Annotated in this window: 21 protein-coding genes; 5 read left to right on the plus strand and 16 right to left on the minus strand. The window is 62.5% G+C overall.

The window, feature by feature from the left end:
* Nucleotides 1-17: 17 nt before the first annotated feature.
* From B4I46_RS20060 to B4I46_RS20070, 3 genes are all read right to left on the minus strand, one after another.
* Nucleotides 18-4,622, minus strand: a complete 4,605-nt coding sequence (locus tag B4I46_RS20060; RefSeq protein ID WP_286901505.1) for an RHS repeat-associated core domain-containing protein — start codon at nucleotides 4,620-4,622, stop codon at nucleotides 18-20.
* A 454-nt stretch (nucleotides 4,623-5,076) separates the two neighbouring features.
* Entirely contained in the window at nucleotides 5,077-7,122 is a 2,046-nt protein-coding gene (locus B4I46_RS20065) for a hypothetical protein (RefSeq protein ID WP_286901506.1), read from the minus strand.
* 47 nt (nucleotides 7,123-7,169) lie between these two features.
* The gene (locus B4I46_RS20070) at nucleotides 7,170-7,658 is read right to left on the minus strand and encodes a hypothetical protein (protein WP_152644121.1); all 489 of its coding nucleotides are present in this window, start codon (nucleotides 7,656-7,658) and stop codon (nucleotides 7,170-7,172) included.
* A 557-nt stretch (nucleotides 7,659-8,215) separates the two neighbouring features.
* Between B4I46_RS20070 and B4I46_RS20075 the strand changes: the two genes are divergently transcribed.
* Nucleotides 8,216-8,923 carry an MgtC/SapB family protein gene (locus tag B4I46_RS20075; RefSeq protein WP_043862787.1) on the plus strand — a complete coding sequence of 236 codons (708 nt, stop codon included), beginning with the start codon at nucleotides 8,216-8,218 and terminating at the stop codon, nucleotides 8,921-8,923.
* 6 nt (nucleotides 8,924-8,929) lie between these two features.
* Here the strand turns inward: B4I46_RS20075 and B4I46_RS20080 are convergent, their stop codons facing one another.
* From B4I46_RS20080 to B4I46_RS20095, 4 genes are all read right to left on the minus strand, one after another.
* A complete protein-coding gene (locus tag B4I46_RS20080) occupies nucleotides 8,930-9,847 on the minus strand; it encodes a pyridoxal-phosphate dependent enzyme (protein WP_054914512.1) in 918 nt (305 codons plus the stop codon).
* Between the two features lie 52 nt (nucleotides 9,848-9,899).
* Nucleotides 9,900-10,586, minus strand: a complete 687-nt coding sequence (locus tag B4I46_RS20085; RefSeq protein WP_054914513.1) for a helix-turn-helix transcriptional regulator — start codon at nucleotides 10,584-10,586, stop codon at nucleotides 9,900-9,902.
* Between the two features lie 95 nt (nucleotides 10,587-10,681).
* Entirely contained in the window at nucleotides 10,682-10,951 is a 270-nt protein-coding gene (locus B4I46_RS20090; RefSeq protein WP_043862785.1) for a hypothetical protein, read from the minus strand.
* 23 nt (nucleotides 10,952-10,974) lie between these two features.
* Nucleotides 10,975-11,184, minus strand: coding sequence for a hypothetical protein (locus B4I46_RS20095; protein WP_043862784.1), 210 nt, complete (start codon nucleotides 11,182-11,184; stop codon nucleotides 10,975-10,977).
* A 220-nt stretch (nucleotides 11,185-11,404) separates the two neighbouring features.
* On the opposite strand from B4I46_RS20095, the gene B4I46_RS20100 reads away from it, so the two are divergent.
* Complete coding sequence (locus B4I46_RS20100) at nucleotides 11,405-12,316, plus strand: LysR substrate-binding domain-containing protein (RefSeq protein WP_043862783.1); 912 nt, start codon at nucleotides 11,405-11,407, stop codon at nucleotides 12,314-12,316.
* Between the two features lie 125 nt (nucleotides 12,317-12,441).
* Here the strand turns inward: B4I46_RS20100 and B4I46_RS20105 are convergent, their stop codons facing one another.
* The 7 genes from B4I46_RS20105 to B4I46_RS20135 form a co-directional block, all read right to left on the minus strand.
* Entirely contained in the window at nucleotides 12,442-13,713 is a 1,272-nt protein-coding gene (locus tag B4I46_RS20105) for a DUF2599 domain-containing protein (protein ID WP_286901508.1), read from the minus strand.
* A gap of 36 nt (nucleotides 13,714-13,749) precedes the next feature.
* Nucleotides 13,750-14,244: a DUF2599 domain-containing protein gene (locus B4I46_RS20110; protein WP_078480985.1), complete on the minus strand. Its 495-nt coding sequence runs from the start codon at nucleotides 14,242-14,244 to the stop codon at nucleotides 13,750-13,752.
* Between the two features lie 283 nt (nucleotides 14,245-14,527).
* Nucleotides 14,528-15,568 carry an ABC transporter substrate-binding protein gene (locus B4I46_RS20115; protein WP_043862780.1) on the minus strand — a complete coding sequence of 347 codons (1,041 nt, stop codon included), beginning with the start codon at nucleotides 15,566-15,568 and terminating at the stop codon, nucleotides 14,528-14,530.
* A gap of 133 nt (nucleotides 15,569-15,701) precedes the next feature.
* Nucleotides 15,702-16,862, minus strand: a complete 1,161-nt coding sequence (gene argE, locus B4I46_RS20120; RefSeq protein ID WP_282361000.1) for an acetylornithine deacetylase — start codon at nucleotides 16,860-16,862, stop codon at nucleotides 15,702-15,704.
* Nucleotides 16,855-17,529 (minus strand): DUF1028 domain-containing protein, encoded by a 675-nt coding sequence (locus B4I46_RS20125; RefSeq protein WP_043862778.1) that lies wholly within the window; start codon nucleotides 17,527-17,529, stop codon nucleotides 16,855-16,857. The genes argE and B4I46_RS20125 overlap by 8 nt, the downstream gene beginning before the upstream one ends.
* Nucleotides 17,530-17,539: 10 nt before the next feature.
* Nucleotides 17,540-17,950 carry a RidA family protein gene (locus B4I46_RS20130; protein WP_003182257.1) on the minus strand — a complete coding sequence of 137 codons (411 nt, stop codon included), beginning with the start codon at nucleotides 17,948-17,950 and terminating at the stop codon, nucleotides 17,540-17,542.
* The gene (locus B4I46_RS20135; RefSeq protein ID WP_371920436.1) at nucleotides 17,950-19,281 is read right to left on the minus strand and encodes a flavin-containing monooxygenase; all 1,332 of its coding nucleotides are present in this window, start codon (nucleotides 19,279-19,281) and stop codon (nucleotides 17,950-17,952) included. The genes B4I46_RS20130 and B4I46_RS20135 overlap by 1 nt, the downstream gene beginning before the upstream one ends.
* A 166-nt stretch (nucleotides 19,282-19,447) precedes the next feature.
* On the opposite strand from B4I46_RS20135, the gene B4I46_RS20140 reads away from it, so the two are divergent.
* Nucleotides 19,448-19,963, plus strand: coding sequence for a GNAT family N-acetyltransferase (locus tag B4I46_RS20140; protein ID WP_088514917.1), 516 nt, complete (start codon nucleotides 19,448-19,450; stop codon nucleotides 19,961-19,963).
* Between the two features lie 61 nt (nucleotides 19,964-20,024).
* Here the strand turns inward: B4I46_RS20140 and B4I46_RS20145 are convergent, their stop codons facing one another.
* On the minus strand, nucleotides 20,025-21,047 hold the full coding sequence (locus B4I46_RS20145; protein WP_043862775.1) for a DNA-binding protein: 1,023 nt from the start codon (nucleotides 21,045-21,047) through the stop codon (nucleotides 20,025-20,027).
* 177 nt (nucleotides 21,048-21,224) lie between these two features.
* On the opposite strand from B4I46_RS20145, the gene B4I46_RS20150 reads away from it, so the two are divergent.
* The gene (locus tag B4I46_RS20150) at nucleotides 21,225-22,175 is read left to right on the plus strand and encodes a site-specific integrase (RefSeq protein ID WP_185061867.1); all 951 of its coding nucleotides are present in this window, start codon (nucleotides 21,225-21,227) and stop codon (nucleotides 22,173-22,175) included.
* A 42-nt stretch (nucleotides 22,176-22,217) separates the two neighbouring features.
* Here B4I46_RS20150 and B4I46_RS20155 read toward each other — a convergent pair whose 3' ends face one another.
* Nucleotides 22,218-22,433 (minus strand): TOBE domain-containing protein, encoded by a 216-nt coding sequence (locus B4I46_RS20155; RefSeq protein ID WP_043862773.1) that lies wholly within the window; start codon nucleotides 22,431-22,433, stop codon nucleotides 22,218-22,220.
* A gap of 241 nt (nucleotides 22,434-22,674) precedes the next feature.
* Here B4I46_RS20155 and B4I46_RS20160 point away from each other — a divergent pair, with 241 nt between their 5' ends.
* Entirely contained in the window at nucleotides 22,675-23,850 is a 1,176-nt protein-coding gene (locus B4I46_RS20160; RefSeq protein ID WP_213086009.1) for an acyl-CoA dehydrogenase family protein, read from the plus strand.
* Nucleotides 23,851-23,859: the final 9 nt, after the last annotated feature.

The raw sequence follows: 23,859 nt of genomic DNA on the forward strand, positions 1-23,859 counted from the left end.
TTTCCATACCCAATACCCTACGGTACGTAACTCGTCACCGGTGCCAGGTTCTTGTAGAACCTCAATGCCTGATCATTTATTCCAAAGCAAAAGCCGAGAATCACATGGCTATCGTTATTGTTCAGGTAGCGGCCAAACTCCACCTCCGTCATTCCCTTGAGGTCGACTACCCTCACTCTTCCTCCCACTGCGCCACCATGGGTCGCCGTATCCGATAGGAAAAAATCTGAATTGATCAAGGTTGATCTGCGGATGCCATTACTGGCCCAGTTGGCTCCATCGGGTGCGCCGTGAGAGCCCGAAAAAATCAAGATCTCCCGTGGAACAGCATTCACACTCGTTCTACGGCGGAAATAACTCAGGGGCGTATTGAAGTTTTTTCCTGCAACGGGGCGGTTGCTACCGAAGATGATTTTATCCTGCCCCGTCGAAAAGCTTTTCCAGGCCCCCTTCGGTGCCGAACTCAGGGGTTGCGTGGTCACAGTCGGCAGGCTGGAAAACTTCGAAGCGCTTCTTTTCAGCAGTTGACCATTGCGCAGGCCACCCACTAGGCGATTGGCCTTCGCGGCAACTTTTGGCGCAGACGACCCAATCGACATACCTAACGAAGCCAGGCCTGTTCCGAACGATATCCAGCCCAGAATGCCCGCAGCCTTTTCGTTGCCACTGGCCTCAAGCGCCATCGACGCAGCTCCGCTACCCAGGGCAATGGCTTCCACCGCTACCGCTGCCACCGATACGGCTCCTGCAATGGATGTGGTGGCCACCGCCGCGACAGCGCCTGCCGCAGCACCTGCAGTACTCGCACCGGCACCGAGCAAAGCTGTGTACGCCGCACCTACCGCAGGCGCTGCGGTGCCGGCAGTCACGACCACTGCAATCGCCCCCATCACCAGCCCGATACCAGCCACGACCCAGTTCCACCACGCATGCCCGTCCGGGTCAACGCGGTTGACCGGGTCGCCGCTGCAATACGCATAGCGGTTCAAGCCGCCCGCACCATCGGGGCTTGCACTGTCGGGGCTGAGGAACATGAACAGGCACGGGTCGTAAGGGCGGTTGCTGCCGGGCATGTACAACAGACTGTCGGTTTCGCGCACTTCACCGGCGTAGCCCACCCGGCTTTGCGCGGTGCCGTTGTCCAGGCCATGTGCGCTGTAACCCACAAAGCAATTGCTGTCGCCGGTTTCAATCTGCACGCTGCCTTGCCCATCGCTGGCGCTGATCATAACCGTGCGTACCGCCTGGCTCAGCAGGGTCTGGGCGAACACGGTGCTGCCGGCACGCATCAAGGTCAACCAGCCCTGGTCGCTCTGCTCGTTGACCATACGCTGGCCGTCATAAAAACGGTGGCTCGTGGTGCCATTGACGCGGGTCTCGATCAGACGGCCCAGCGGGTCATACGCATAGTCGCAGGTACTGGTGCCGTCCTCCCGGCGCGTCAGGTGCCCCTGGCTGTCCCAGGACAATGCCCGCCACAGTTGTCCGTCATGCCGCTCCCTTGTCAGTTGACCAGCGGCGTCGTATTCAAGGTCGATGATCAGAGCCTGCGGCCAGCTGTGGGTGATCTGAACCGGACGATCTGCAGCCACATCGCTGTCGTAGGCGAACCTCATGTGGTTGCATTGACCATCCTCGTACTCGGTGTCGATCTGTTCATAACCGTCGAGCGCATTGAAACAGAACGTCTGGCGACGAATGCGCTGCCCGGTGCGGGGGTCGGTGACCAGATGAGGCCCTTGCGTGGTGGCTTCGACCAGGCGATTGCGCACGTCGTAGCGGTAGTGCTCTTCGCTCAACAAGGTAGCCTGCTCCGCCTCCAGCGATTCCCACGTGCGTGTCGCCACCTGATCCTGCTGGGTCCAGCTCAAGCGCTGGCGAAAGCGCTGCATACCCGAGATACCATGGCACACCCATGTCCGGGTGCACTCACGGCCCAGGAGGTCGTAGGTCAGGGTCTGCTGCTGGGACTGGCCGTGCTGGCCGTCGGTGGTGAGGGTCTGCGCCAACCGACCGAATGCGTCGTAGCCCAGTTGCAAGGCCAGCGGGCCGCAGTGCTGGCCACTGATACGCCCCACGGCATCGTAGGTGCAGTAAGTCATCTGGCCGTGTACATCGGCAAACGACAGCACGCGACCGTTCAACGAATACTGCCAGCCGCAGGTATGGGGCTGTCCTGCATGGTGCCAGTGCTCGGCACTGGTCACACCCGAGGCGGTGAAATCCCAATCTATCTGCCCCAGCCCGTCGGTGGCCCGGGTAAGGCGACCGTGGGGCGGGCTGTAGGTGAAGGTACTTTCACTGTTTTCGCTCGGCCGCGCGATGCGCTTGAGCTGATAATCCAGCTCGGGTTCATAGCCGAAGTGCGTGACACTGCCGTTGGAGCGTGTGAGTGCTTCGGGAGGAATCTGCCCCGGCACATACGCCAGGGTTTCCTGCTGCCCGCCGCAATCGCGCGTCAGGGGGCGATCCAGGCCATCGAATGTCTGCTTGAGCAGCAACGTCTCGCGGGTTGCGGTGCATAGTGAAAGGGTTGCTATGGCATCGCCATCGCTGTGGGGTGCGAAGCGCCATTTCACGCGGCTGTGGTCTTGCAGGGTACGCTGCGCGACCCGGCCGTCACGGTCGTAGACGGTGGACGTGGTGCGCTGCTCGCCATCGGGCGTTTCTATCGTATGGGCTACCGGACGCTGAAGCGCATCGAGTGTCCAGCGCTCCCGGCGCAACAACGGGCCACCCCCAGGCTCATGCAGCTCCACACGTTCGACACTGCCGCTTGCATTCAGGTACAGCGTGGTGCGAGGCCCTTGCTCCCCGGTGGCGCTCTGTTGCCAGGACACTTGGGTACGCTGGATGGGGTCGTGCTTTGTATGGTCCACCGTGCCGTCTGCATGCTGCACCCGGCATGCGGAGCCCCAGTCATCGTAGTCGGTGAGCACCGTACTGCTACAAAACGGGGTGTTCTGGGCGGCCGCCCAGTCCTGCGAGGTCTCACTGGTGACATTGCCCTGTACGTCGTAGGTCACTCGGCGCACTTCACGCAGGGGGGCACCGGGGCTGTCCAGAAACTCGAGCAGTTCGCGCACCGGGCGTCCCTGACCATCCAGCTCCACACGCAGGCGCTGGCCGTTGCTATCGGTCTGCTCGACGTACACCGTTCGATCACGCTGCAGGCCAACCAGCTGGTAGGTACAGCGGGTGCTGGTCGCATACGGCGTGTTCGCGCTTTCTATGCGGCGTATGGTGCGGCCCAGTGCGTCGTGGTCAAAACGGGTCACGGTACCGTGTTCGTTGCGTTCTTCGATGGTCAGGCCCGTCAGCACGTGGCGCAGGGTCGATGAGCTGATTACCAGGTGGTCATGGCTGATCCGTTGCTGGGTTTCGCACAGCAACGGGCCTTCGAAGGTGCGCAGGAAATTCGTGGTGGCGGCGTAGCCGTTGTAGAGCGTGACACTGGATATCGGTAAGCCATGGAACGGGCTGTCTGCTGCCTGCTCGACACGCTGCAGGATTCTGGCCGTTTCAGCTTCCCCGCTATCAATCGCTTCCCGAGCCACTTCGCTGTCCAGCACCAGGTGCTGTCGATCCTCTGCCTGGCGCTTGTGCAGCCTGACGTAGGCATAGTCGGTGTGCGCCACATGACCCGCTGACCGTGCATCGGGTGCCGGGGCAGTAGTGGTGAAGCGCTTGAGCCAGCGCACGAACCTTCCCCCGTCATCCGGGCAGCCCTGCGCGCCACCCAGCGGATAGTATTCGCGGCTTTCGCTGCGCCCATCGGCGAATCGCTGGTTCAGTACATTGCCATAGGCATCGTATTCGCACGTGTCGCGTTCCTCCCTGAACCGGTTGCCGGTTTCATAGCGGGTAATGCGGGCAATCGGCAGCTGACACCAGGCCGGCTGGTCGTCCCAACCCACCGCAGGGTCGTCTGCGTACACGCTCTGCTGGCAAACCCTGCACTCGCCGCGCACGGTCAACTTCTGCGTCTGCAGGTGATAGTGATTCCAGGTGTATTCGACACTTTGCACCTTGCGCCCCTGTTCGTCGTGCAGGGTTTGCAGGCATCCATAGTCATAACGTGGCAGAAGATAGAGGTTGTCCTTGCCGTCTGCCCATTCACCTGCCGAGACACCCCCGTAGCCAAAGCAGTTGTTCGAGCCGATCAGGGCGTAGGTGGTGTAGGCCACCGGCTGGGCCGCACCGGGGTCGTGCCGATGCGTGGACACCCTGGGCAAAGCGGTCAGCGGCGCGCCCTGTGGCAGCCGAAGCCCATTGTTCCCCGTGGCGTAATCGACTTCGTCCGTGCTGCCCAGCGGCCCCAGCACCTTGCTCGGGAACAGCAATCGGCTTTGCGGATCCTGCCAATAGGTGAAGGCCCAGCGGTTGCCGCCATCAGGCAGGATCAGCTCATTGAGCCGGTCACTTCGCAGCAGCGTGACGACTGTGGTGCTGTCAGAACCCGGAAACATCACGAAGCGGGTTTCATCCCTATCATGCTGGACGTCCAGCAACAGACGCTGCTCGTCGCGGATGGTCCACAGCAGGTAGGGGCCACTGCCTGCAAGCCATTCAAGGTACGCGCGGCGCCCCTGGGCAGAAACGATCTGCTTGAGCATGGCCATGCCGCTGTTGTCCTGGACCTCGAGGTACTCGCAGACGCCATCCTTGTAGTCGATGCGAAAGCAGCGAGCCCTGTCGTCAACGGTGAACACCTCGAACGAACACAGCTTCTGGTCTTCGAACACCAGTTGCCCGCCCTTGCTCAAATCCGAACGGTCGCTATCGAACTTGAACGTGTCGCCCGAATTGATCCGTAGCTGACCGGTGTTGAAATCGAGCATGGACAACCCGAGCGTCCAGCCGAGGCCATACCCGCTGTCGGTGTGCGAGCCCAGTGGGCTGAAATGCAGCGCAGGTTGAATGACCGGCCCGGCAAGGTGGTTGGCGTGCAGTGCCGGCAGCTCGCAAGCCAGCGTGAACTGGCTGGTTCTGGGGTCCACGCCGGTGCTTACATGGCTCAGAAAATTACTCGCCTGGGTGTAGAGCGCGCCGGCGCGCAGGCGCCGGGTAACGTCGTCAGTCCTCGTCATCCGTGGCGCTCCGGCTTTCGGCACCCGTTGCCAGCGACAGCCGCAGGCTGCGTGAGCCGGACGCAGAGGTATCGGCGTAATGGATCATCAAGGTGTGGTCGTTGCCATACGCGTCAACGAACAACAGCGGGCGCGGGCCACCTTGCTCTCGGGAGGACTGGCTATGAAACGGTATGTTGTTGCCCCCCTGAAGTACCACAACGACGCTCTGCGGGCGTATCCTTGACACGCTGGGCACTGGCCTGAAGTCGTCGCCCAGCTCGATCAGAGGGTTGTAGGACACCTCGCTGTGGCCCGGGGCGGCGTAGCCGACGTGGGAGGCCCGGGTGTCACTGGGCGAACGCACGGCCCACTGGATCATCCCGAAACCCGTAGGTTCCACGGCACGCAAGGCCACCCAGGTGCTCAGCACATATTCCCAGATGAAAAGATCGGAATTTCCCTCACCGCCTACCAGTTCCCGCTCAAAGCTGTAGTCGTCAAGGCCGAACACAGGGATGGGCTTTGTGCTGATATCGACGTGCTCGTCGAAACTGGTTTCGCTGCCGTCCGTGACGTAGAAGTACTCTTCAGCGCCCTGTATGCGGGTGATGCCCGCCCAAAGGGTGACATTGGTGCCCGCAAGGGCACGGGAATGCACGTAGAACCGGCGGGTGTAGACGGCAAGTGCTTCGCCCTCTGAAGCTGCATGCGCGCTGGCCTGTGCTGACGTGCCTGGGTAGTAGTCGTAGGCGTTGCGTACCGTCCTGTAGAACCATTGGGCTTGCCCGTTATCCTCGCACTGCAGCGCAGTGTAGGTACCGTCATCGTTGCGTAGCAGCAGGCACACGCTGTCGAGCTCTTGCTGGGAGACGTCCTGATTGGTGCGTGGCTGTATTTCCACTACAACTTCCACCTGCTGGCGCAGATTCGGGTAAAGGTGTCCCGTTGGCGAGCCTAGTCTCATACGTATCTGCGACAGCCAACTCCCCAATGGTGGCGCAGCTCGCGAAGATGCAAGCGCCTCGAATGATCGGGGAGGCACCCCTTCAACGGTCAAGGTATACCCCCAGGGTGCCTGGTTGCTTGCATTCGGGTCTTCGGAATGCAGGTGCACCGACAGATCGAAGCGGTTGCCATAGACATCCATGCCGTAGGTGTAGCTTTGCTGGAGTCTCTTCAGAACGACGTTGAAGTAGGCGATCATGCCCACCGCAATACAGATTGCGTCACGCGGTGATCTCAGGGGGCTGAGAAGGTCGTAGTAGGCCATCATCATTTCGGTTGAGCCCACGATCGTGGGGGTCGATGCCGTGCTGTTGGGGGCTCCGATGCAGGTTGCCTTGTTCAAGTGGAGCGACGATCCATAGGCGGGTTGTTGCATGCTGTGGATCTTCACGACATTGGCGGTTCGTGGGTTCTGCAATGTAACGTAGGTATTTTCGACACGTGCCGCACGCCCTCCGGCCTCTGAGGAGGCGCCCTGGAACACCACCACAGGCCTGGATACGACCAACCCGTGCCCTACCCTGTATTGCGTTGGTTCTACAGCCTCTATCTGAACGCTGCTATTGAAACGCCCTCCTTCGCCTTGGCCACCATACGGGACATCAAGATTGTTGGTCGTCCAGACTCTGCTTTGCACTCTGATCCTGGCTGCAAACTTGAACACCGTGCGCGCATCAACACTGGGGTCCAAATGCAGGTAGCGTACAAAGGTCTGATAGTCATTGCTGTCAGTATGTTTTTTTTTTGAAGTCTTGCCACTTCTGACGGTGCCTTCATCATAAGGCAGTATCCCGGTTTCGGGCGGCTGCGTCCCAGAAACCCACCCCCCGGGCGCGGTGATGTACGGAATTATCTCGAGGCCGCCAACCGGTAACAGTACCACTTCGCCATACGAGTTACGGGCTTGTAAGGTTATGATCACTTTTGATTTTTGACGACCATTCGCGAACAGATGTGCTTTGGCATTCTGTTGTCCTCTGAACGCATCTGCCTCGATCAGAAAATAACTCAAGGTTGCAACTGCAGTGTCTGTAACGTGGGCCATGATGTCGCTTCCTGCGGTTGAGTGGAACGGGTTGCCGGGAGTGGGCTTTATCCATCGGCTGATACATAGACGCAGGACACCTTGCCCTCCAGCTTCCCATCCTTGAAGCCCTCGGAGATGATGCCCCGGGTTACCTCCTGGCCAATAGCGACATAATGGGCCTTTGAAACACTTATTTTTGCAGTCATCTGACCATAGATCGGATTGACGATTTTATAGTGCGAATAGGACTCATCCGAATTGCAGTGCCCGGCATTGTAAATGCCGAACCTTACGCCATCCCTAGGGTTTTCAACGGCGAAGTTATACATCTCGTCATTGTCGCAATCATTGTTGGCAAAGCGATGCATGCCGACGGTCATCTGGATAGTGCATCCCCCGCTGTTTTTCTTGTACAAATGCAACACTGAAATACCCTGTGGTGCAGGAGGAGGCGTTGTGGACTTATTCATGAAAAGGATGATGACCAGCGAGAGCACAATCATTATCACGAAAAGCGTGAAAGCAATAAGGGGGCGCGAAAAATGGAGGTTCATGAGGATGCCCTTTATCTGGCAGCGTGGCATTCAGAGTGTAAGATCACTGCCCTCCCGGTCAAGTTGCTAGTTAAACAAGTTCATGCTGAGCACCTGTGTTTTCAGACTGGTAATATTGCCAGTTGCAAGGCATGAAACGTGTGTGGCAACACTGGGCACATCGATTGAAAGTTACGCGTGCTGAACCCTCTGCCCAGGCTGGCACACTCATTCACTTGCAACAAAAGCCTTGACCGGCTCGCACCATGGCGTTACGTTCTCGCCCGCATTTTTGCAAGCCTGCACAGGAGTCCTGCATTGGACAGTTGCCCTAGTCGATTGCGACAGGTACAGCCGGCGAGCTAGTCCAGCAGACCCTTCTGCCACTGCTCGCCGAACACGGTGGTCAGTGGCGATCCGCATCCCTGGCGGGATGACGCATCTTCATTTCCCCTCCCCGCTTGACGCCCCTCATCGTGACGAGGTGTGTCGGCTGCTCGTACCCGTTGCCATCCCCGAAATCTTTACGCGCACAAGTGCGCTGACGCCGGCTGTCTGCCGGTGCCTTGAGGTGGTTCATGGATTGGAAAGTATTCTTGCTGCGCGTGGCTGTCGCGCTGGTACTGGGGGCGCTGATCGGCGCTGAACGTCAACTGCGTCAGCGCCTCACCGGGCTGCGCACCAATGCGCTGGTGAGCACCGGCGCCTGCCTGTTCGTGCTGGTGACCCAGGCCGTACCGGGCATGCTCCCGGCCGACGCTTCGCGGGTGGCGGCCTATGTGGTGTCGGGCATCGGTTTTCTGGGCGGTGGCGTAATCATGCGCGACGGCATGAACGTGCGCGGCCTGAACACCGCTGCCACGCTGTGGTGTACCGCCGCCGTCGGTGTGCTGTGCAGCCTGGGGTTACTGCTTGAGGCGAGCCTGGGCAGCCTGATGGTGCTATGCGCCAACATCCTGCTGCGTGACATCGCCCAGCGGCTGAACCAGCAGGATGTGTTACCGGCCAGCGAGGCCGAGCAGCGTTACGAGGTGCGCATCGTATGCCGCGCCGAAGACGAGATCCAGGTACGCAGCCTGATGCTGCACAGCTTTGGTAGCAGCGGCCTGCGCCTGCAATCACTGCACAGTGAAGACCTGCCCAACCCGGCCAAGCTGGAGGTGCGGGCCGAGTTGATGGGCGACCCGCAGGCGCCCTCGCAGCTCGAGCACCTGGCCAGCCGGGTGAGCCTTGAGAAAGGCGTCAGTTCGGTACGCTGGCAGGTATTCGAGCTGGCGTCGGACTGACCCGCTTCAGCAACTGGCGCGCCACTCGCGGATCTGTTCGTGGGTGGCCGTCACCCCGCCGCACACCACCACCAGCACCGACTGATATGCCTTGAGTGCCTCACTCGGTGCATAGGCCAGCGCCAGCGCTGCACCACAGGCCGGCTCCACCAGGATACGGTGGTCGAGCAGAAAACGTTCGCAGGCATCCAGCGCCTGAGCGTCAGTCACCACATGGCTGTGAATCGGCCGTTGCTGGCTGAGTTCGAAGGCCTGCTGGCATACCTGCTTGGCCCCCAGCGAGGTCGCCACGCTGGTCACTGCGGGCAGGGCCGTCGGGGCCTTGCTGGCCATCGCGGCAGCCAGCGAGGCGGCGCCGTCGGTCTCCACGGCAAATACCGGCACGTCAGCCCAGTCGTTACGCGCCAACCCCTCGCACACCCCGGCCAACAGGCCGCCCCCGCCCACCGAGAGCACGATCGCATCGGGCTTGAACCCACTGATGACCACCTCGTCGATCAGGCTGGCATGGCCTTGCCATAGCAGCGGATCGTCGAAGGGGTGGATGAAGGCCGCGTCGTCGGTGAGCAGCGATTGCGCATAGGCATTGGCCTCGTGCCAGGCGCTGCCGTGCACGATGACCTCGGCGTCCTCCTGGCGAATCAGCTGCCTGGCGCGCTCGGTGGTGGTTTGCGGCACCACCACGGTCACCGGCAAGCCCAGGCAGCGGCCCGCATAGGCCACCGCAATACCGGCGTTGCCCCCCGACGAGGACACGAAGCGGCGCTTGCCTTGCCTGGCATAGGCCTGGCAAGCCAGGCCCACGCCACGCAGCTTGAACGAGCCACAGGGCTGCAGGGCGTCGAGCTTGAGCCACACGTCCTGGCCGCTGGCCAGGCTGAGCGGGCGCGAAGGCACCAAAGGGGTTTCGAGATGCAGGGACATACCAGGCTCCAGGTCAGGCCAGTTCGACGATCGATTGAATTTCAACGCTTGCTCAGCGGTTGCGGATTTCATCGAGGTAGTTGTAGATGGTGTAGCGTGTCACCCCGAGTGCGGCGGCAGCTTTCTCGACGGCGCCCTTGACGATGAACAGTCCGCCATCGTGCATCTGGCGCACCGCCTCGAGCTTCTGCGCCTTGGCGATACGCCGGCCCTGGCTGCGTGCGTCGTGCAGGGCAGCATCGATGATCTGCGCCATCAACTGCTCGAGGTCGGGTTGATTCTCGGTGGGCTCGCCGGGGGCTGCCCCGGTGCCGGGCAGCAGTTGTTCCAGGCACGCCTGGGCGGCGGCGATGCCACTGAAGTCGGTGTTCACGCACAGGCTGGCATAGGGCTCGCCCAAGGCGTCGCGGAACACCGCAGTGGCACTGCGCAGGGTCTTGCCGTCGCGGCCCAGGCTCGGGTAGTTGCCCACCACCACCGGGGTATGGCTGCCCTTGTCGCGCAGGGCCTGCAGCACCGCATTGAACCCCTGGTCTTCACGAGGCCCGGCCAGTACCGGGCTGCCGATCTGACGCCCACTGACATGCCCGTTGGCAATGGCAATCACCGAATGTTCCGGCCGGGTCAGGTCGTGCAGGACCACCTCGGTGGTGCGTCCCAGCACAGTGCCAAGCATCTGCACCGTTGCGTGCAGTACGCCCAGCACCAGCTGGCGTTCAGGGGTTGTATCGAGGGCCATCGAGCGCACCACAAGAAAAAACGAACCGAGAAAATATCAACATAAAGTTTAATTTTCAACGGTTAGTTAAAATCATCGCAGCACAAAATCGCGTGCTAGCCACCATCGGTATCGATATCGGCATCAGTGCGCGGCTTGCGCTCACGTTGTGGCTTGAAGTCAGGGCTGTAGGGGTTTTCCTTGTGAGGTTCGGGTGTATTGCTCTGCTCCTGCCCTCCTTCGTCCGGGCGTCCGGCATCCTGCAACGGCACCTCCACATCGCGTTCAGGCAGGCTCTTGCCATCGTCCGGGCGTTTCCAGGTTTGCGGCAGCGGTTGTGGCTGGTCTTCAGCAACGGGCTCGCGGTTGCGCGGGTCATGAATCATGCTTGGCGTCCTCCAGTACAGGTTCAGCGTCGTTCATCCGACAGTGGCGTCGGCTCGTCAGGTTCGGGCACTGACGGGTTGGTGTCGGGAATACCCTCGACGTCGTTAGGGTGTTCGCGGCGATCGTCGTCGCCACGCACGTTCGGGTCAGTCACCGGGTCGTGTTCGCGTCGCGGGTCGTTGAGCGGGTCCTTCCACAGGGGGTCATCCTGCGGGCGTGGATCGATAGCCATGGCGGTCACCTCAGGTCGTGGTCCGACAAATGCGGGCCCTGCAGTTTTTCGAGGCCCCTGGACGTGGTAGGTGCCAGCCAGCCGATCAATGGTCAGGGGCCGCGTACTCGCCAGCGAAGGAAAAATATGCTCTGTGCCCCGCAAAATCCGCTGCAACCTGCGGGGCACGCAAGGCCAGCACGCGGTAAGGTAGGCAAAAACTACAACCTGAGGTGTTTGCGTGGCGTCCTATACCCTGCGTCAGCTTAGATATTTCGTCACCACGGTCGAATGCGGCAGCGTGGCCGAAGCCTCGCGCAAGCTGTACATCGCACAGCCATCGATATCCACGGCCATCAAGGGGCTCGAAGACGGGTTCGGTGTACAGTTGCTGATTCGGCATCATGCCCAGGGGGTTTCACTGACCCCGGGCGGTGCGCGGTTCTACCGCAAGGCTCAGGAACTGCTGCGCATGGCCCATGAGTTCGAGCAGAACGCCCTGGCGGACAACGACGTGGTGAGTGGGCAGATCGACATCGGCTGTTTCGAAACCGTCGCCCCACTCTATCTGCCGCGGCTGATCGCCGGGTTTCGCCAACGCTTTCCGGGCGTGGAAATTCGCCTGCGCGATGGCGAGCAGCAAGAGCTGGTACAGGGGCTGACGGCCGGCCGCTTCGACCTGGCGATCTTCTACCAGCATGACCTGGACAGCACCATCGAAACCGAGCCGCTGACCGCGCCGCAAAGGCCCTACGCCCTGCTGCCTGCTGGCCATCGCTTCGCCGGTCAAGCCCAGGTCTCGCTGCGCGACCTGGTACTTGAGCCGATGATCCTGCTGGACGTGCAACCCAGCCGTACCTATTTCGTGAGCATTTTCGAGGAACTGGGCCTGAACCCGAACATCGTGTTCGGCTCGCCCTCTATCGAGATGGTGCGCGGCATGGTCGGCCAGGGTTTCGGTTTCGCACTGCTGGTGACGCGGCCACGTTCCACCATCAGCTATGACGGCCAGCCACTGGTGTGCGTGGATATCGCCGAAGACGTGACCGGTTCGGCACTGGTGGCCGCCTGGCTCAAACGTGCGCAGCTGACCAAGCCTGCGCAGTTGTTCGTGGATTACTGCAAGGAGCAGTTCAGGCTGTGGCTGGCGTGAAAGCGGGCCGATCACTGCACGCTGTAACTGCGTCTGCCTGCCAAGTGCTTAGTTTCAGCAGGTATCAATAAAGCGACAACTCACGACCTGTGCTCGGCCGCAATAAAGTGCGGGCCTGCAACAACCTAGGGGTTGCAGTTGGCCTTGACCGCCGCCTCGTGGGACACATAAGGGCGATGCGGCTCGATGAACCAGGATGCTTTGGTTCGGTACGTGGTCAGCAGGCAGACGAACTGGCGACGCATGCTGTTGGTGTTGCTCCACTGCCGGTCACTGCCGGCCTTGTTCAGCAGCTCCTGGAACGCCAGGTCGGTCTGGTCTGCGGCGATAGTGCGGGTACAGGCGGAAGGCTTGATTTCCAGGCTCCACTGGTTGCCATTGATCGCGCCCCATTTCACCGAGTCTATGTAGCGCGGGCAGCGGCCTGGCACCGGTTTCGGAGGCACGACCCCGGTCGAACCTGTTTCGGCTTGATCGGCAACGATAAAGTCGAAGCGAAAGTGATCATTGATGTTGGCAGGTGGCGTCAGCCGCACAATGGGCACGATGATGCCGGTGTCGGCCCGAAACTCCTTCTGGTTGAGCCTGGCAGCGGCCAGCCCGTTCGGTACCCCTGCCGGCCAGTGGGCAGGCACACCCACTGGCATATAGAAGAATGCCTGGATGGGCAGGGTTCTGGCACGACCCGCCGGCCATGTCGTAACAACAAGTTCGTTCTGCTCGCTGAACCCTTCTGCGGCCAGTATGTTTTTTATCTGCATCATGAGCATGAAGTAACCGGCACTGTTGGCAACGCCCCTGCGCATGTCGAAGCCGCATTGATTCAGCGGGCGGTACTTGGCGGGCTGGTACCAGATCCCGAGCCATTGTTGAGGCGTGGTGACGCCCTGGCTCTGGCATGACCGACTGTGTGGGTAAACAACTCCCTCGTAGACCATGGTGCCGCAGGGTGTGTTCCTGAACCAGTTCCAGCCATCCATGCTGTAGGCGCACTGCACCATCAGCAGGTCCTTGCCCGCTGGCCTGCGGTCCTGGGGATACATGATCAGACCGTCGTTGAAGCCCCACGCCACTGACCTGAACCTTGCGTCGTAACGTATGTAGGAGAACGACGTTCCGCCACTTCTCGCCGAGGTCGGGCTAGGGTCCCAGATGCGAAATGCCCCGGGGTTCTGCGGCCGCTGGGTGACGCGCATCAGGACACCGCTGCATAGAAACGGCGGTTTGCCTGAATCACCGCAATGCGAGTTGCCTGCGCTGTAGTTGTACCTGAGGTCGGCTACGGTGGCGTTGCCGTCCTCCAGCGGGCTGCGTGGTGAGCCAGGCGCCCACTGTGCCAACCCCGGCGCACTGGCTGCGACGCACCCCAGAAACATCAAAACCTTTAACCTGTTCATGGTCCACTCCTTGTGCTGCAGTGCTGAAACTGCCTGTCAACGTGGCGTCGGATTGCAACCGGCAGCCACCGATACGCGATGAGACACATCGGGTCGAAAAGGCTCCAGGTTCCAGGTTTTCTTGTAGCGGGCGGTGGCCAGGTGGCACACCAACTGACGACGCATGCCGCCCCCGTTGTCGAGGCGCCAGCGCCAGTCACTGCCGTAGCGCTTGTACAGTTCCGCGTAGGCGGCGTTGGTTTCGTCCTGGCGGATGCGTCGTCCGCAATAGGTAGGCGTGAGCTCCAGGGTCCAGGCGTTCTTGCGGATGCCTGGGTCGTAGCGGTAGCTCCACTGCCCCGACTCGAAGTAGCGCGTGCAACGTGCGCGCGCAGCGGCTTCGCCAGGCGAAGCGTCGACGGAGGAAAGCTCGCTGCTCGACGCCTGGGTGCCTGGCGCATGAGGCGTCGACTGCTGGCTCGGATGGATGCAGCCAGTCAGCAGTACTGCTGCCAGCAAACAACAAGCTCTGGTGGCAAGATGGATGGGCATCACCGGCTCCTTTGGCAGGATTGCCCATGTCGATCACACTTCAGGGGTTGCCGTTGGCTGCCATTGCGGGCTGGTGACGCGCATACGGGCGGCGCGTCTCGATGTTCCAGGGGGGCTTGTTCGGTACGGACAGGCCGGGCCAGCGTATGTCGCAAGGTGTTCATGTCGCTCTCCCACTGTCTGCCCAACGGCAAGGCAAACAGTAACGGTGAGCAACACCAGCCCGCTACTGACAGAAGTATCAGTAGCGGGGGCTAAGGCCTGGGTGGGATATTGGCTCGAATCAGCGCGCCGCCCAGGCATTGAAGCGTTGTTCCAGCTCCTCGCCATGGTCAACCCAGAACGCCGCATCCACTGCTCGCGCCTGGGCCAGGTTGGCTTCGGCAGTGGGCAACTGTTTCTGTACTTCGGCTGGCAGCAAACCCAGGGTCTGCTTGTTTACCGGGCCATACGGAATGTTTTCCGAGAACACCTTCTGCGCCTGTGGCTGGCTGGCGAACGCAATGAAATCCTCGGCCAGTTTCTTGTTCGGCGTACCCTTCACCACCGCCCAGTATTCAGGGTCGAACAGGCTCTGCGGCCATACGATGCTCAGCTTCATGCCCTCCTTCTGCGCAGCCGCGATGCGCCCGTTGTACGCCGCGCTCATCACCACATCGCCGGCAATCAACCACTGCGCAGGTTGCGCCCCGGCTTCCCACCACTGGATGTTGGACTTGATCTGGTCCAGCTTGGCGAACGCGCGGCTCACCCCTTCAGGGGTGCCGAGCACCTTGTACAACTCATCGGGCTTGACGCCGTCGGCGAGCAAGGCGATCTCCAGGGTGTACTTGGCGCCCTTGCGCAGGCCGCGCTTGCCGGGGAAGTCCTTCACGTTCCAGAAGTCCGCCCATGAGGTCGGCCCCTTGGCCAGCTTGGCATGGTCGTAGGCCATCACCATCGACCATACATAGGTGGCCACGCCGCACTCGGTGAAGGTGCCGGGCACAAAATTGGCCTGGTCACCGAAACGTTGCGGGTCGAGTTTCTCGAACAGGCCTTCATCACAGCCGCGCAACAGCTCGGGGCTTTCGACCTCGACCACATCCCAGCTGGTGTGGCCGACGTCGACCATGGCCTTGATTTTCGACAGCTCGCCGTTGTACTCGCCTGCCACCACGGTGCCCGCACCGCTGGCATTGAATGGCTGGAAGTAGGCCTTTTCCTGTGCCTGCTTGGTGGCGCCGCCAAACGAGATGACGGTCAGGTTCTGCGGGGCGGCAAACACGGCACTGCTCAACAGGGCCAGGGCAAACGGAACGCTGCAACGCAAGGATCGGGTCATGGCTCACTTCCTCGACTAGGCCGACACGCTCGTGCGCGCCGGCGGGGTTTTGTTAGGCGACCGCGGGTACGGTCGTCCTGCTCTACGGCAGTAAAAGGTGCAAGGTTGGCCGGCTCGTATGCCGATCTGTGTGTTATGTCTCGCTCAAAAACGCCGCCAGACGCTCCATCAGCCGGTCACAACCAGCCAGCTGTTCGACGCTGACGTATTCGTCCGGCTTGTGTCCCTGGTCCATGCTGCCCGGCCCGCAGACCACCGCCGGTATCCCGGCCTGGTCGAACAGCCCGCCTTCGGTGCCAAAGGCCACCGTGCTGAAGGCATCGCTGCCGCACAGCCGGGCAATCAGCTGCGCCGCCGCGCTGTCCGGTGGCGTGGCAAGCCCCGGGTAGCTCGACAGCGCTTCGAAACGAATGTCGCTGTCGGCATTGACCGCCTGCATCGCCGGCACTACTTCACGCGCGGCAAACGCCTGCAATTCATCGGCCACCGCTTGCGGGGCGAACGCCGGCAGCGCCCGCACCTCGAAATCGAAACGGCAATCGGCCGGCACGATGTTCAGCGCCGTGCCGCCCTGGATCGTGCCCACCTGCACGGTCGAAAATGCCGGGTCAAATCGTTCGTCGTGAAGCTCCGGCGCCGCCAGGCGCGTACCGATTGCGCCCAGCTGGCCGATCAGCCGCGCCGCCTGCTCGATGGCGTTGACGCCATAGGGCGCGTAGGCCGAATGACAGGCCGCGCCGTGCACATGGCAGCGCATGGCCAGCTTGCCCTTGTGCCCGAGCACCGGCTTGAGTTCGGTGGGTTCGCCGATCAGGCACAGCGCCGGCATCGGGATACGCCGTGGCAACACCTCGAGCAGGCTGCGTACCCCCAGGCAACCCACCTCTTCGTCATACGAAAACGCCAGGTGTACCGGGCGGCGCAACGGGCTTGCCAGAAACAGCGGCACCGCCGCCAGCACCGAGGCCAGGTAGCCTTTCATGTCGGCAGTGCCCCGGCCGTACAGCTTGCCGTCCTGCTCGCTCAGGTCGAACGGCGGCACCGTCCAGGCCTGGCCGTCCACCGGCACCACATCGGTGTGTCCGGACAGCACCACGCCGCCCTCCACCCCCGGGCCGATGCTGGCCAGCAGGTTGGCCTTGGTGCGTTCGGCGTTGTAGATCAGCTCGCAGTCCACCCCCAGATCGTCCAGGTAATCGCGCACGAACTCGATCAGCGCCAGGTTCGAATCCCGGCTCACCGTGGCGAAGCCGACCAGCTGCGCCAGCAGGGTGCGGCTGCGCCATTCACTCATCGCCGGGCACTCCGTAGCTGGGCGCCTGCGTCGGGTCCAGGGCGCGGGTCAGGTAGTCCTGCAACTGGGGTTCATAGGCGGTCCACAGTTTGTGCAGTTCGCCGATGGGATTCTCGTCGGCCCAGTCCACCCGCAGGTCGACGATCGGCCAGGTCAGGTCGCCGACCACCGACAGTGCCGCCGAGTGCACCGCCCCGGCCTCGCCGCCTGCGGCCTGCCCCGCCTGCAATGCCGTGAGCAACCGGGCGGCCAGGCAGCCCTCGCTGCGCTCGAAGGCCTCGACCATGCGTTCGATCACCGCGCTGCTGGCCAGCAGGTTGCCGGCGGCCACGCATTGATCGCCTGCCACTGCATTGTGGGTGCCCAGTGCGTGGCTGCCACTGAAGAGTGCGGTGCGCCCCTGGGCATCCACCACCGCTACCTGACGGTACTGGCCATAGCCATTGCTCGACAGCGCCTGGTCCAGGGCCGTGGCGGGGGCCAGCCCGTCGGCCAGGCCATCGAGAATCTGCGGGCCCAGCGCCGGCAACGTGATGTTCTGGCTCGACACCGCGCCCACGCCGGCGCGCAGCCAGGGGCAACGCGCGCCCACGGCGATGCTCGACGAGCTGATGGCGATACCCAGCTGACCGGTTTCGGCGCAGCGTCCGACGATAGAAAAAGTCATGTGCCGCTCCTTATTCGGGGATCACCGCGATCACGTCGATTTCCATCAGCCATTGCGGTTGGCCCAGGGCACTGACCACCAGCCCGGTGGAAATCGGAAACACGCCCTTGAGCCATTTGCCGACCTCCTGGTACACCGGCTCGCGGTAGCGCGGGTCGATCAGGTAGGTGGTGGTCTTGACGATGTGGCTCAGGTCGCTGCCGGCTTCTTCGAGCAGTTGCTTGACGTTGCGCATGGCCTGTTCGGCCTGGGCCCGCGGGTCGCCAAGGCCGACGAGTTGGCCGTCGAAATCGGTGCCCACCTGGCCACGCACGTAGACCGTGTTGCCGGCACGCACGGCCTGGCACAGGTCGTTGTCCAGGGTCTGGTTGGGGTAGGTATCCTTGGTGTTGAACATGCGGATGCGGGTATGGGTAGGCATCAACGTACTCCCAGTTTCTGGACGTTGGAATCACAGTGGGCGGCAGCCTCGCGTTGCGCGGCGTCGCGGTAGTCGAAATAGGTGCGCTGTTTCACGATGTGCTCGGCGATGTGCCGGGCGTCGTGCCACACGCCCCAGATAAAGGCGGAGCCACGGCGCGACAGCCACGGCAGGCCGACGAAATAGATCCCCGGTTCGCGGGACACACCGCGCTGATGCTGTGGCTTGCCGTCGGGCTTGAAGGCATCGACCTTCAGCCAGCTGTAGTCGGTCGAGTAGCCGGTGGCCCAGATGATCGAGCTGACACCGGCCTTGGCCAGGTCCAGCTCAAGAATCGGTTGGGTCAGGCACTGCGGGTCTGGCAGCATGTGGCGTGCTTCGGGTTCTTCGGGCAGGTCCAGGCCGTTGCGTGCAATGTAGTCGTCGGCGGCATCGAGCAGCGCCAGGTAGTTCTCGTCGCCGCGGGCGATGTTCTCGGCCAGGTTGGCCTCGAAGCTGACCACACCTTGATCGAATGCGCGGGTCAGGCCCACCAGCGTGATGCCCTGGTGGGCCAGCTTGCGAAAGTCCACGGTATGTCCGCCACGGGCACCGCTGACCGCGATGGTCACGTGCTCCTTGCCGGGCTGCACGCCTTCGGCGTCCCACAGGCCGAGCACCCCCAGCCACCAGCAGAAGTCGCGATTGCGGTAGGCACGTGGCGGGCGATCGTGCGCGCCCACCGACAGGTACACCTGCTTGCCGGCGCGCTGCAGTTCATCGGCGATCTGCACACCCGAGGAGCCCGCGCCCACCACCAGCACCGCGCCTTCGGGCAATTGCCGGGGGTTGTGGTAGTCGGCCGAATGCAGCTGGGTGATGCCGGGAAGCTGCGGGGCGATGGGCGGGATCACCGGGCGCTGGAACGGCCCGGTGGCCACCACCACCTGGTTGGCCTCGATCAGGCCCGTGGAGGTCTGCACCGTAAAGCCCGGGCGACCTTCGTTGCGTTCGACCTTGAGCACTTCGACACCGGTACGAATGGGCGCGTCGATCTTCTTGGCATAGGTCTCGAAGTAGGCCGCCACCTGATCCTTGCCGGCGAAGGCGTCGGCATCCAGGCCTTCGAATTCCAGGCCCGGGAAGCGGTCGTGCCAGGCCGGGCCGTTGGCCACCAGCGAGTCCCAGCGACCGGTGCGCCAGGCTTCGGCGATGCGGTTGCGTTCCAGCACCAAGTGCTGCACCCCGAGGCGGCCCAGGTGCTCACTCATGGCCACGCCGGCCTGACCGGCGCCTACTACAAGCGTATCAATTCGGGTTTTTTCAACGGTCATGGCTGTGCGCTTCTGCATGAGGGGGTTGCCCGCATTCTGTGCGCCGCCGGGTATTAGCGAAATTATGATTTATGTCGCCACTGGCAAGGAAAAAGCGTGCCCCCGTATTGCCCATGCCGGGGGCGCTTGCACAACCCTGGTGCTTTGCACAGACTGCGTGGGTCCCCATTGCAGAGCGTACCCGATGTCCTTTTCCATTCGCCTGGCGACCCCTACCGATGCTCCCCTGCTGCCTGCCATAGAGCGCTCTGCGGCCCAGGCCTTTGTGCAAGTGCCGGCACTGGCGTGGATTGCCGAGCACACGGTGCTCAGCAGCGTCGAGCACCTGGAGTTCGTGGCTGCCGGGCTCGAGTGGGTGGTGGTGGATGGGCGGGACCGCCCAATTGGGTTCGTGTGTGCCAGCGCGTTCGATGAGTCGCTGCACATCGAAGAGCTGGCGGTGGATCATGCGCAGCAAGGCCAGGGCCTGGGTCGGCGATTGATTGCGGCCGTGCGCGCGCATGCCGAGGCCCAGGGCTTCGCGGCCCTGACCCTCACCACCTTTGTGGCGGTGCCGTGGAATGCACCGTTTTATGCACGGTTGGGTTTCGAGAGACTGGAAGAGGCGTCGTTAAGCGGTATGTTGCGCCGGCAGATGGCGTACGAGGCTTCGCGAGGGTTGCAGGGGCGGTGTGCGATGCGCTTGTCATTGCGCGACTAGCTGGCGCCCCAAGACGCCGGCAAGGCCGGCTCCTAGATTCGCTGCAACGCACCCTGCCCTGTCAGGGGTGAGTCGGCAGCCCTGTCTGCTCGGCTTCAGCTCGGTCTGAGGCTTGCTCCTTTGCCTTCAAGGCCTCCAGCTCTGCATCGCGCTGCTCGACCTGCGCCTGCAATTGCTCAATCACCTGCTGTTGCTGGCGTTGTTCACCCGCCCCCTGCTCCACCTGCTGCCCCAGCACCTGGTTCTGCCGCAGCAGCTCCTCCCGCGCACCCAACGACTGCGCCAGGCTGGCCATCAAGGTCTTGATCTCCTGTGCCTGTTGCGCCTGCTGGTCCTGCAGCGCCTGCCGCTCACGCTGCACCTGACGCGCCTCCACCAGCAAGCGCTCGTTGTCGCGGTTGAGCCGCGTCAGTTCGTCCTGCTTGACGATCAGGCTCTGCTGCAACTGACGCACCTCGACCTGCAACTGCTGCACCTGCGCCTCATGGCGGCGCTGATCCTGCTCGCGCTGCTCACGCGTGGCGGTGCGGTAATGCTCCAGTGCATCGCGGGCATGCTGGTGCTTGTCTTCCAGCGACTGGATCTGCTCGTCCTTGTCGTTCAGGCGCAGGTTCAACTCACCTACCGCCTGATTCAAGGTGGCATTGCGCGTCTGCTCGGTCTGCAGGGTACTGCGGGTCGTGGCCAACTGCGCCGACTCACCCGCCAGCGCCTCGGCCTGAATCTGGTGTTGCTGCTGCAGGGTCGCCAGCGCCTGCTGGATCGCCTGCAGTTCGCCCTGCAACGCCGCCTTTTCATGGTCGAACACGTTCTGCGCCGCTTCGATACGTGCGTCGCCCTCCTCCACCAGTTGCTGGGCCAGCTGACTGACCAGGTTGGCCAGGGCTTCGCTCATGCCCGGCTTGTCCGCCGCCAGTGTCGGTTGCTGCGCGTCCAGCTCCTTGAGGTAGCGGTGAATCGTGGTCTTGGACCCGGTGTTGCCCAGCTCGATGCGTACGGCATCGATACTGGGGTGTTCTCCACGGGCCAATAGCGCCTGACGCGCCTTCTGCACGATTGCCTTGTTGATACCGCCACGGGCCATGGGTGCTCCTACTATTTCGTAATGTGGTACGTACTATGTAGATACATACTAAATGAAATTGAAAAAATGCCTATAGAAATCAGAATAAAAGATGAAATAATCACGGCTTATCACATGTGATAGGCAAAAAACGCCCGGTTGCAGTCGCTCAGCCGTACACCGATGGAGAACCTGCCGATGAACAAGCTCGATCGCTACCTGGACGCAGCCGTAAGGGACAACACGCGGCGCAGCTATCGCGCGGCCGTGGAGCATTTCGAGGTGAGCTGGGGTGGCTTTCTACCGGCCACGGCCGACAGCATCGCGCGCTACCTGGCCGATTACGCCGAGCAGCACTCGATCAACACCTTGCGCCAACGCCTGGCCGCGCTGGGCCAGTGGCACACCAGCCAGGGCTTTCCCGACCCCACCAAGGCGCCGCTGGTGCGCCAGATGCTCAAGGGCATACGCGCGGTGCACCCGGCGCAGGAGCGCCAGGCAGCCGCCCTGACCCTGGAACACCTGCAGCGCACGGTCGACGCACTGCACGCCAAGGCCGTACAGGCGCAACAGGCGCACTGCCTGCCCGAGCTGCTGCGCGCACGGCGCGATGTCGCCCTCCTGCTGATCGGGTTCTGGCGAGGGTTCAGGGGCGATGAGCTGGCGCGCCTGCGCGTGGAGCACATTCAGGCCCAGGCGGGCGTGGGCATGCAGCTGTACCTGGCGCAAAGCAAAGGGGACCGGCAGGGCCGCGGGGTCAGTCATCGCACCCCTGCCCTGAAGAGCCTGTGTCCGGTACAGGCCTACATCGACTGGATCAGCGTGGCGGGCATCGCCCGCGGGCCGGTGTTTCGCAAGCTCGATCGCTGGGGCAACCTGGGCGAGCAGGCGCTTAACAGTGGCAGCCTGATCGTGCTGCTGCGGCGGATTTTTGCAGATGCCGGGCTACCCGCCAGCCTCTACAGCAGCCACTCGCTGCGTCGTGGCTTTGCCACCTGGGCCAGTGGCAATGGCTGGGACATGAAAGCGCTGATGGCCCACGTGGGTTGGCGCGACGTGAAATCGGCGCTGCGCTACGTGGATGCGTCGGTGTCGTTCGGGGAGCTGGAAGTGTTGCCGGCCAGAAGGGACGTGCTGACAGCCGACTGAGCATTGCGGTGAGGCCACCCGGCGCTCACCGTCACACCCCTCTCACAGCTTCGCGATCGACACCTCGGTCGATTTCACGAACGCGATCACCTCGCTGCCAATCCTCAGTTCCAGCTCATGCACCGACCGCGTGGTGATCACCGAGGTGACGATGCCGGCCTGGGTCTGCACGTCGATTTCCGAGACCACCGGCCCCTCGATGATCTCCTTGATGGTGCCCTTGAACTGGTTACGTACGTTGATCGCCTTGATGGTCATGGTGTGGCTCCTTAGCAGTTGGGAGCACCGTCGTTGCAGTGCGTGAATGCAGAGTGCACCGCAAAGATAAAAATCAAAAAGAATAAATAACGACAAATATAGATCTGTTTGGAATATGAAAAGCTGTATATCAACATTCCTAAACGTTATTTATTTAAGGTTTTTTAGATCATTTAGCATCGACAGGGCCCGGCCTTGAGGCCCGAACCTTTTTGCACAGGTAACCCGCGTGAGCGCCACGTTGCATACCCCTCGATCGACCCCGCTGCAGATTGCCCGCGACCTGGCCCAGACATTCAGCCGCAGCGTGGTAGAGCGCGACCGCAAGGGCGGCACGCCCAAGGCCGAACGCGATGCCCTGCGTGCCAGCGGCCTGCTGGCCCTGAGCATCCCCCGCGAGTTCGGCGGGCTGAACGCCACCTGGAGCCAGACCTTCGATGTGGTGCGCGAATTCGCCCGGGTCGACAGCTCGATTGCCCATGTGTTCGGCTTTCACCACCTGATGCTGGCCACCGTGCGTCTGTTCGGCGCACCTTCGCAATGGCAGCCCTGGTACGAGCTGACGGCGCGCAAGAACTGGTTCTGGGGCAATGCCCTCAACCCCCTCGACACCCGCACCATCGTCAAGCACCACGGCAGCTGGCGTGAATTCTCCGGCAAGAAGAGCTTCTGCTCGGGCGCCAGCGATTCACAAATGCTGATTGCCTCGGCCGTGGACGAGGCTGCCGGGGGCAAGCTGCTGATTGCCGCGATACCCAGCGGTCGCACCGGCATCACCCTGCACGACGACTGGCACAACATGGGCCAGCGCCAGACCGACAGCGGCAGCGCCACCTTCGAACGGGTGCGCGTGGAAGAAGGCGACCTGCTGCTCGACCCCGGCCCGCTGAGCACGCCGTTCGCCTGCCTGCGGCCGCTGATCGCCCAGCTGCATTTCGCCAACATCTGCCTGGGCATCGCCGAAGGCGCCTTCGAAGAAGCGCGCCAGTACACCCTCAACGAGACCCGGCCCTGGTTCAAGTCCACAGCCCTTGATAGCCGCGACGATCCTTATGTACTGGGCCACTTCGGCGACTTCTGGGTACGCCTGCAAGGCGCCCGGCTGCTGCTCGACAACGCCGCCGGCGAACTCGACCGGGCCTGGGCCAAGGGCGCCGCGCTTGGCGCAGACCAGCGCGGCCGTGTGGCGGTGGCCATCGCCACCGCCAAGGTGGCGGCCAGCCGCGACGGCCTGGAGCTGTGCAGCAAGGTCTTCGAGGTCACCGGCGCCCGCGCCACGCAGGCCTCGGTGGGGCTCGACCGGCACTGGCGCAACCTGCGCACCCAGAGCCTGCACGACCCGCTGGATTACAAACTCCACGAACTGGGCGACTGGGCCTTGAACCAGCGCCTGCCGATTCCGACGTTCTATTCATAGTGTGACTGC

Source organism: Pseudomonas sp. UBA7500 (assembly GCF_002478435.1).
GTDB lineage: Bacteria > Pseudomonadota > Gammaproteobacteria > Pseudomonadales > Pseudomonadaceae > Aquipseudomonas > Aquipseudomonas palmensis.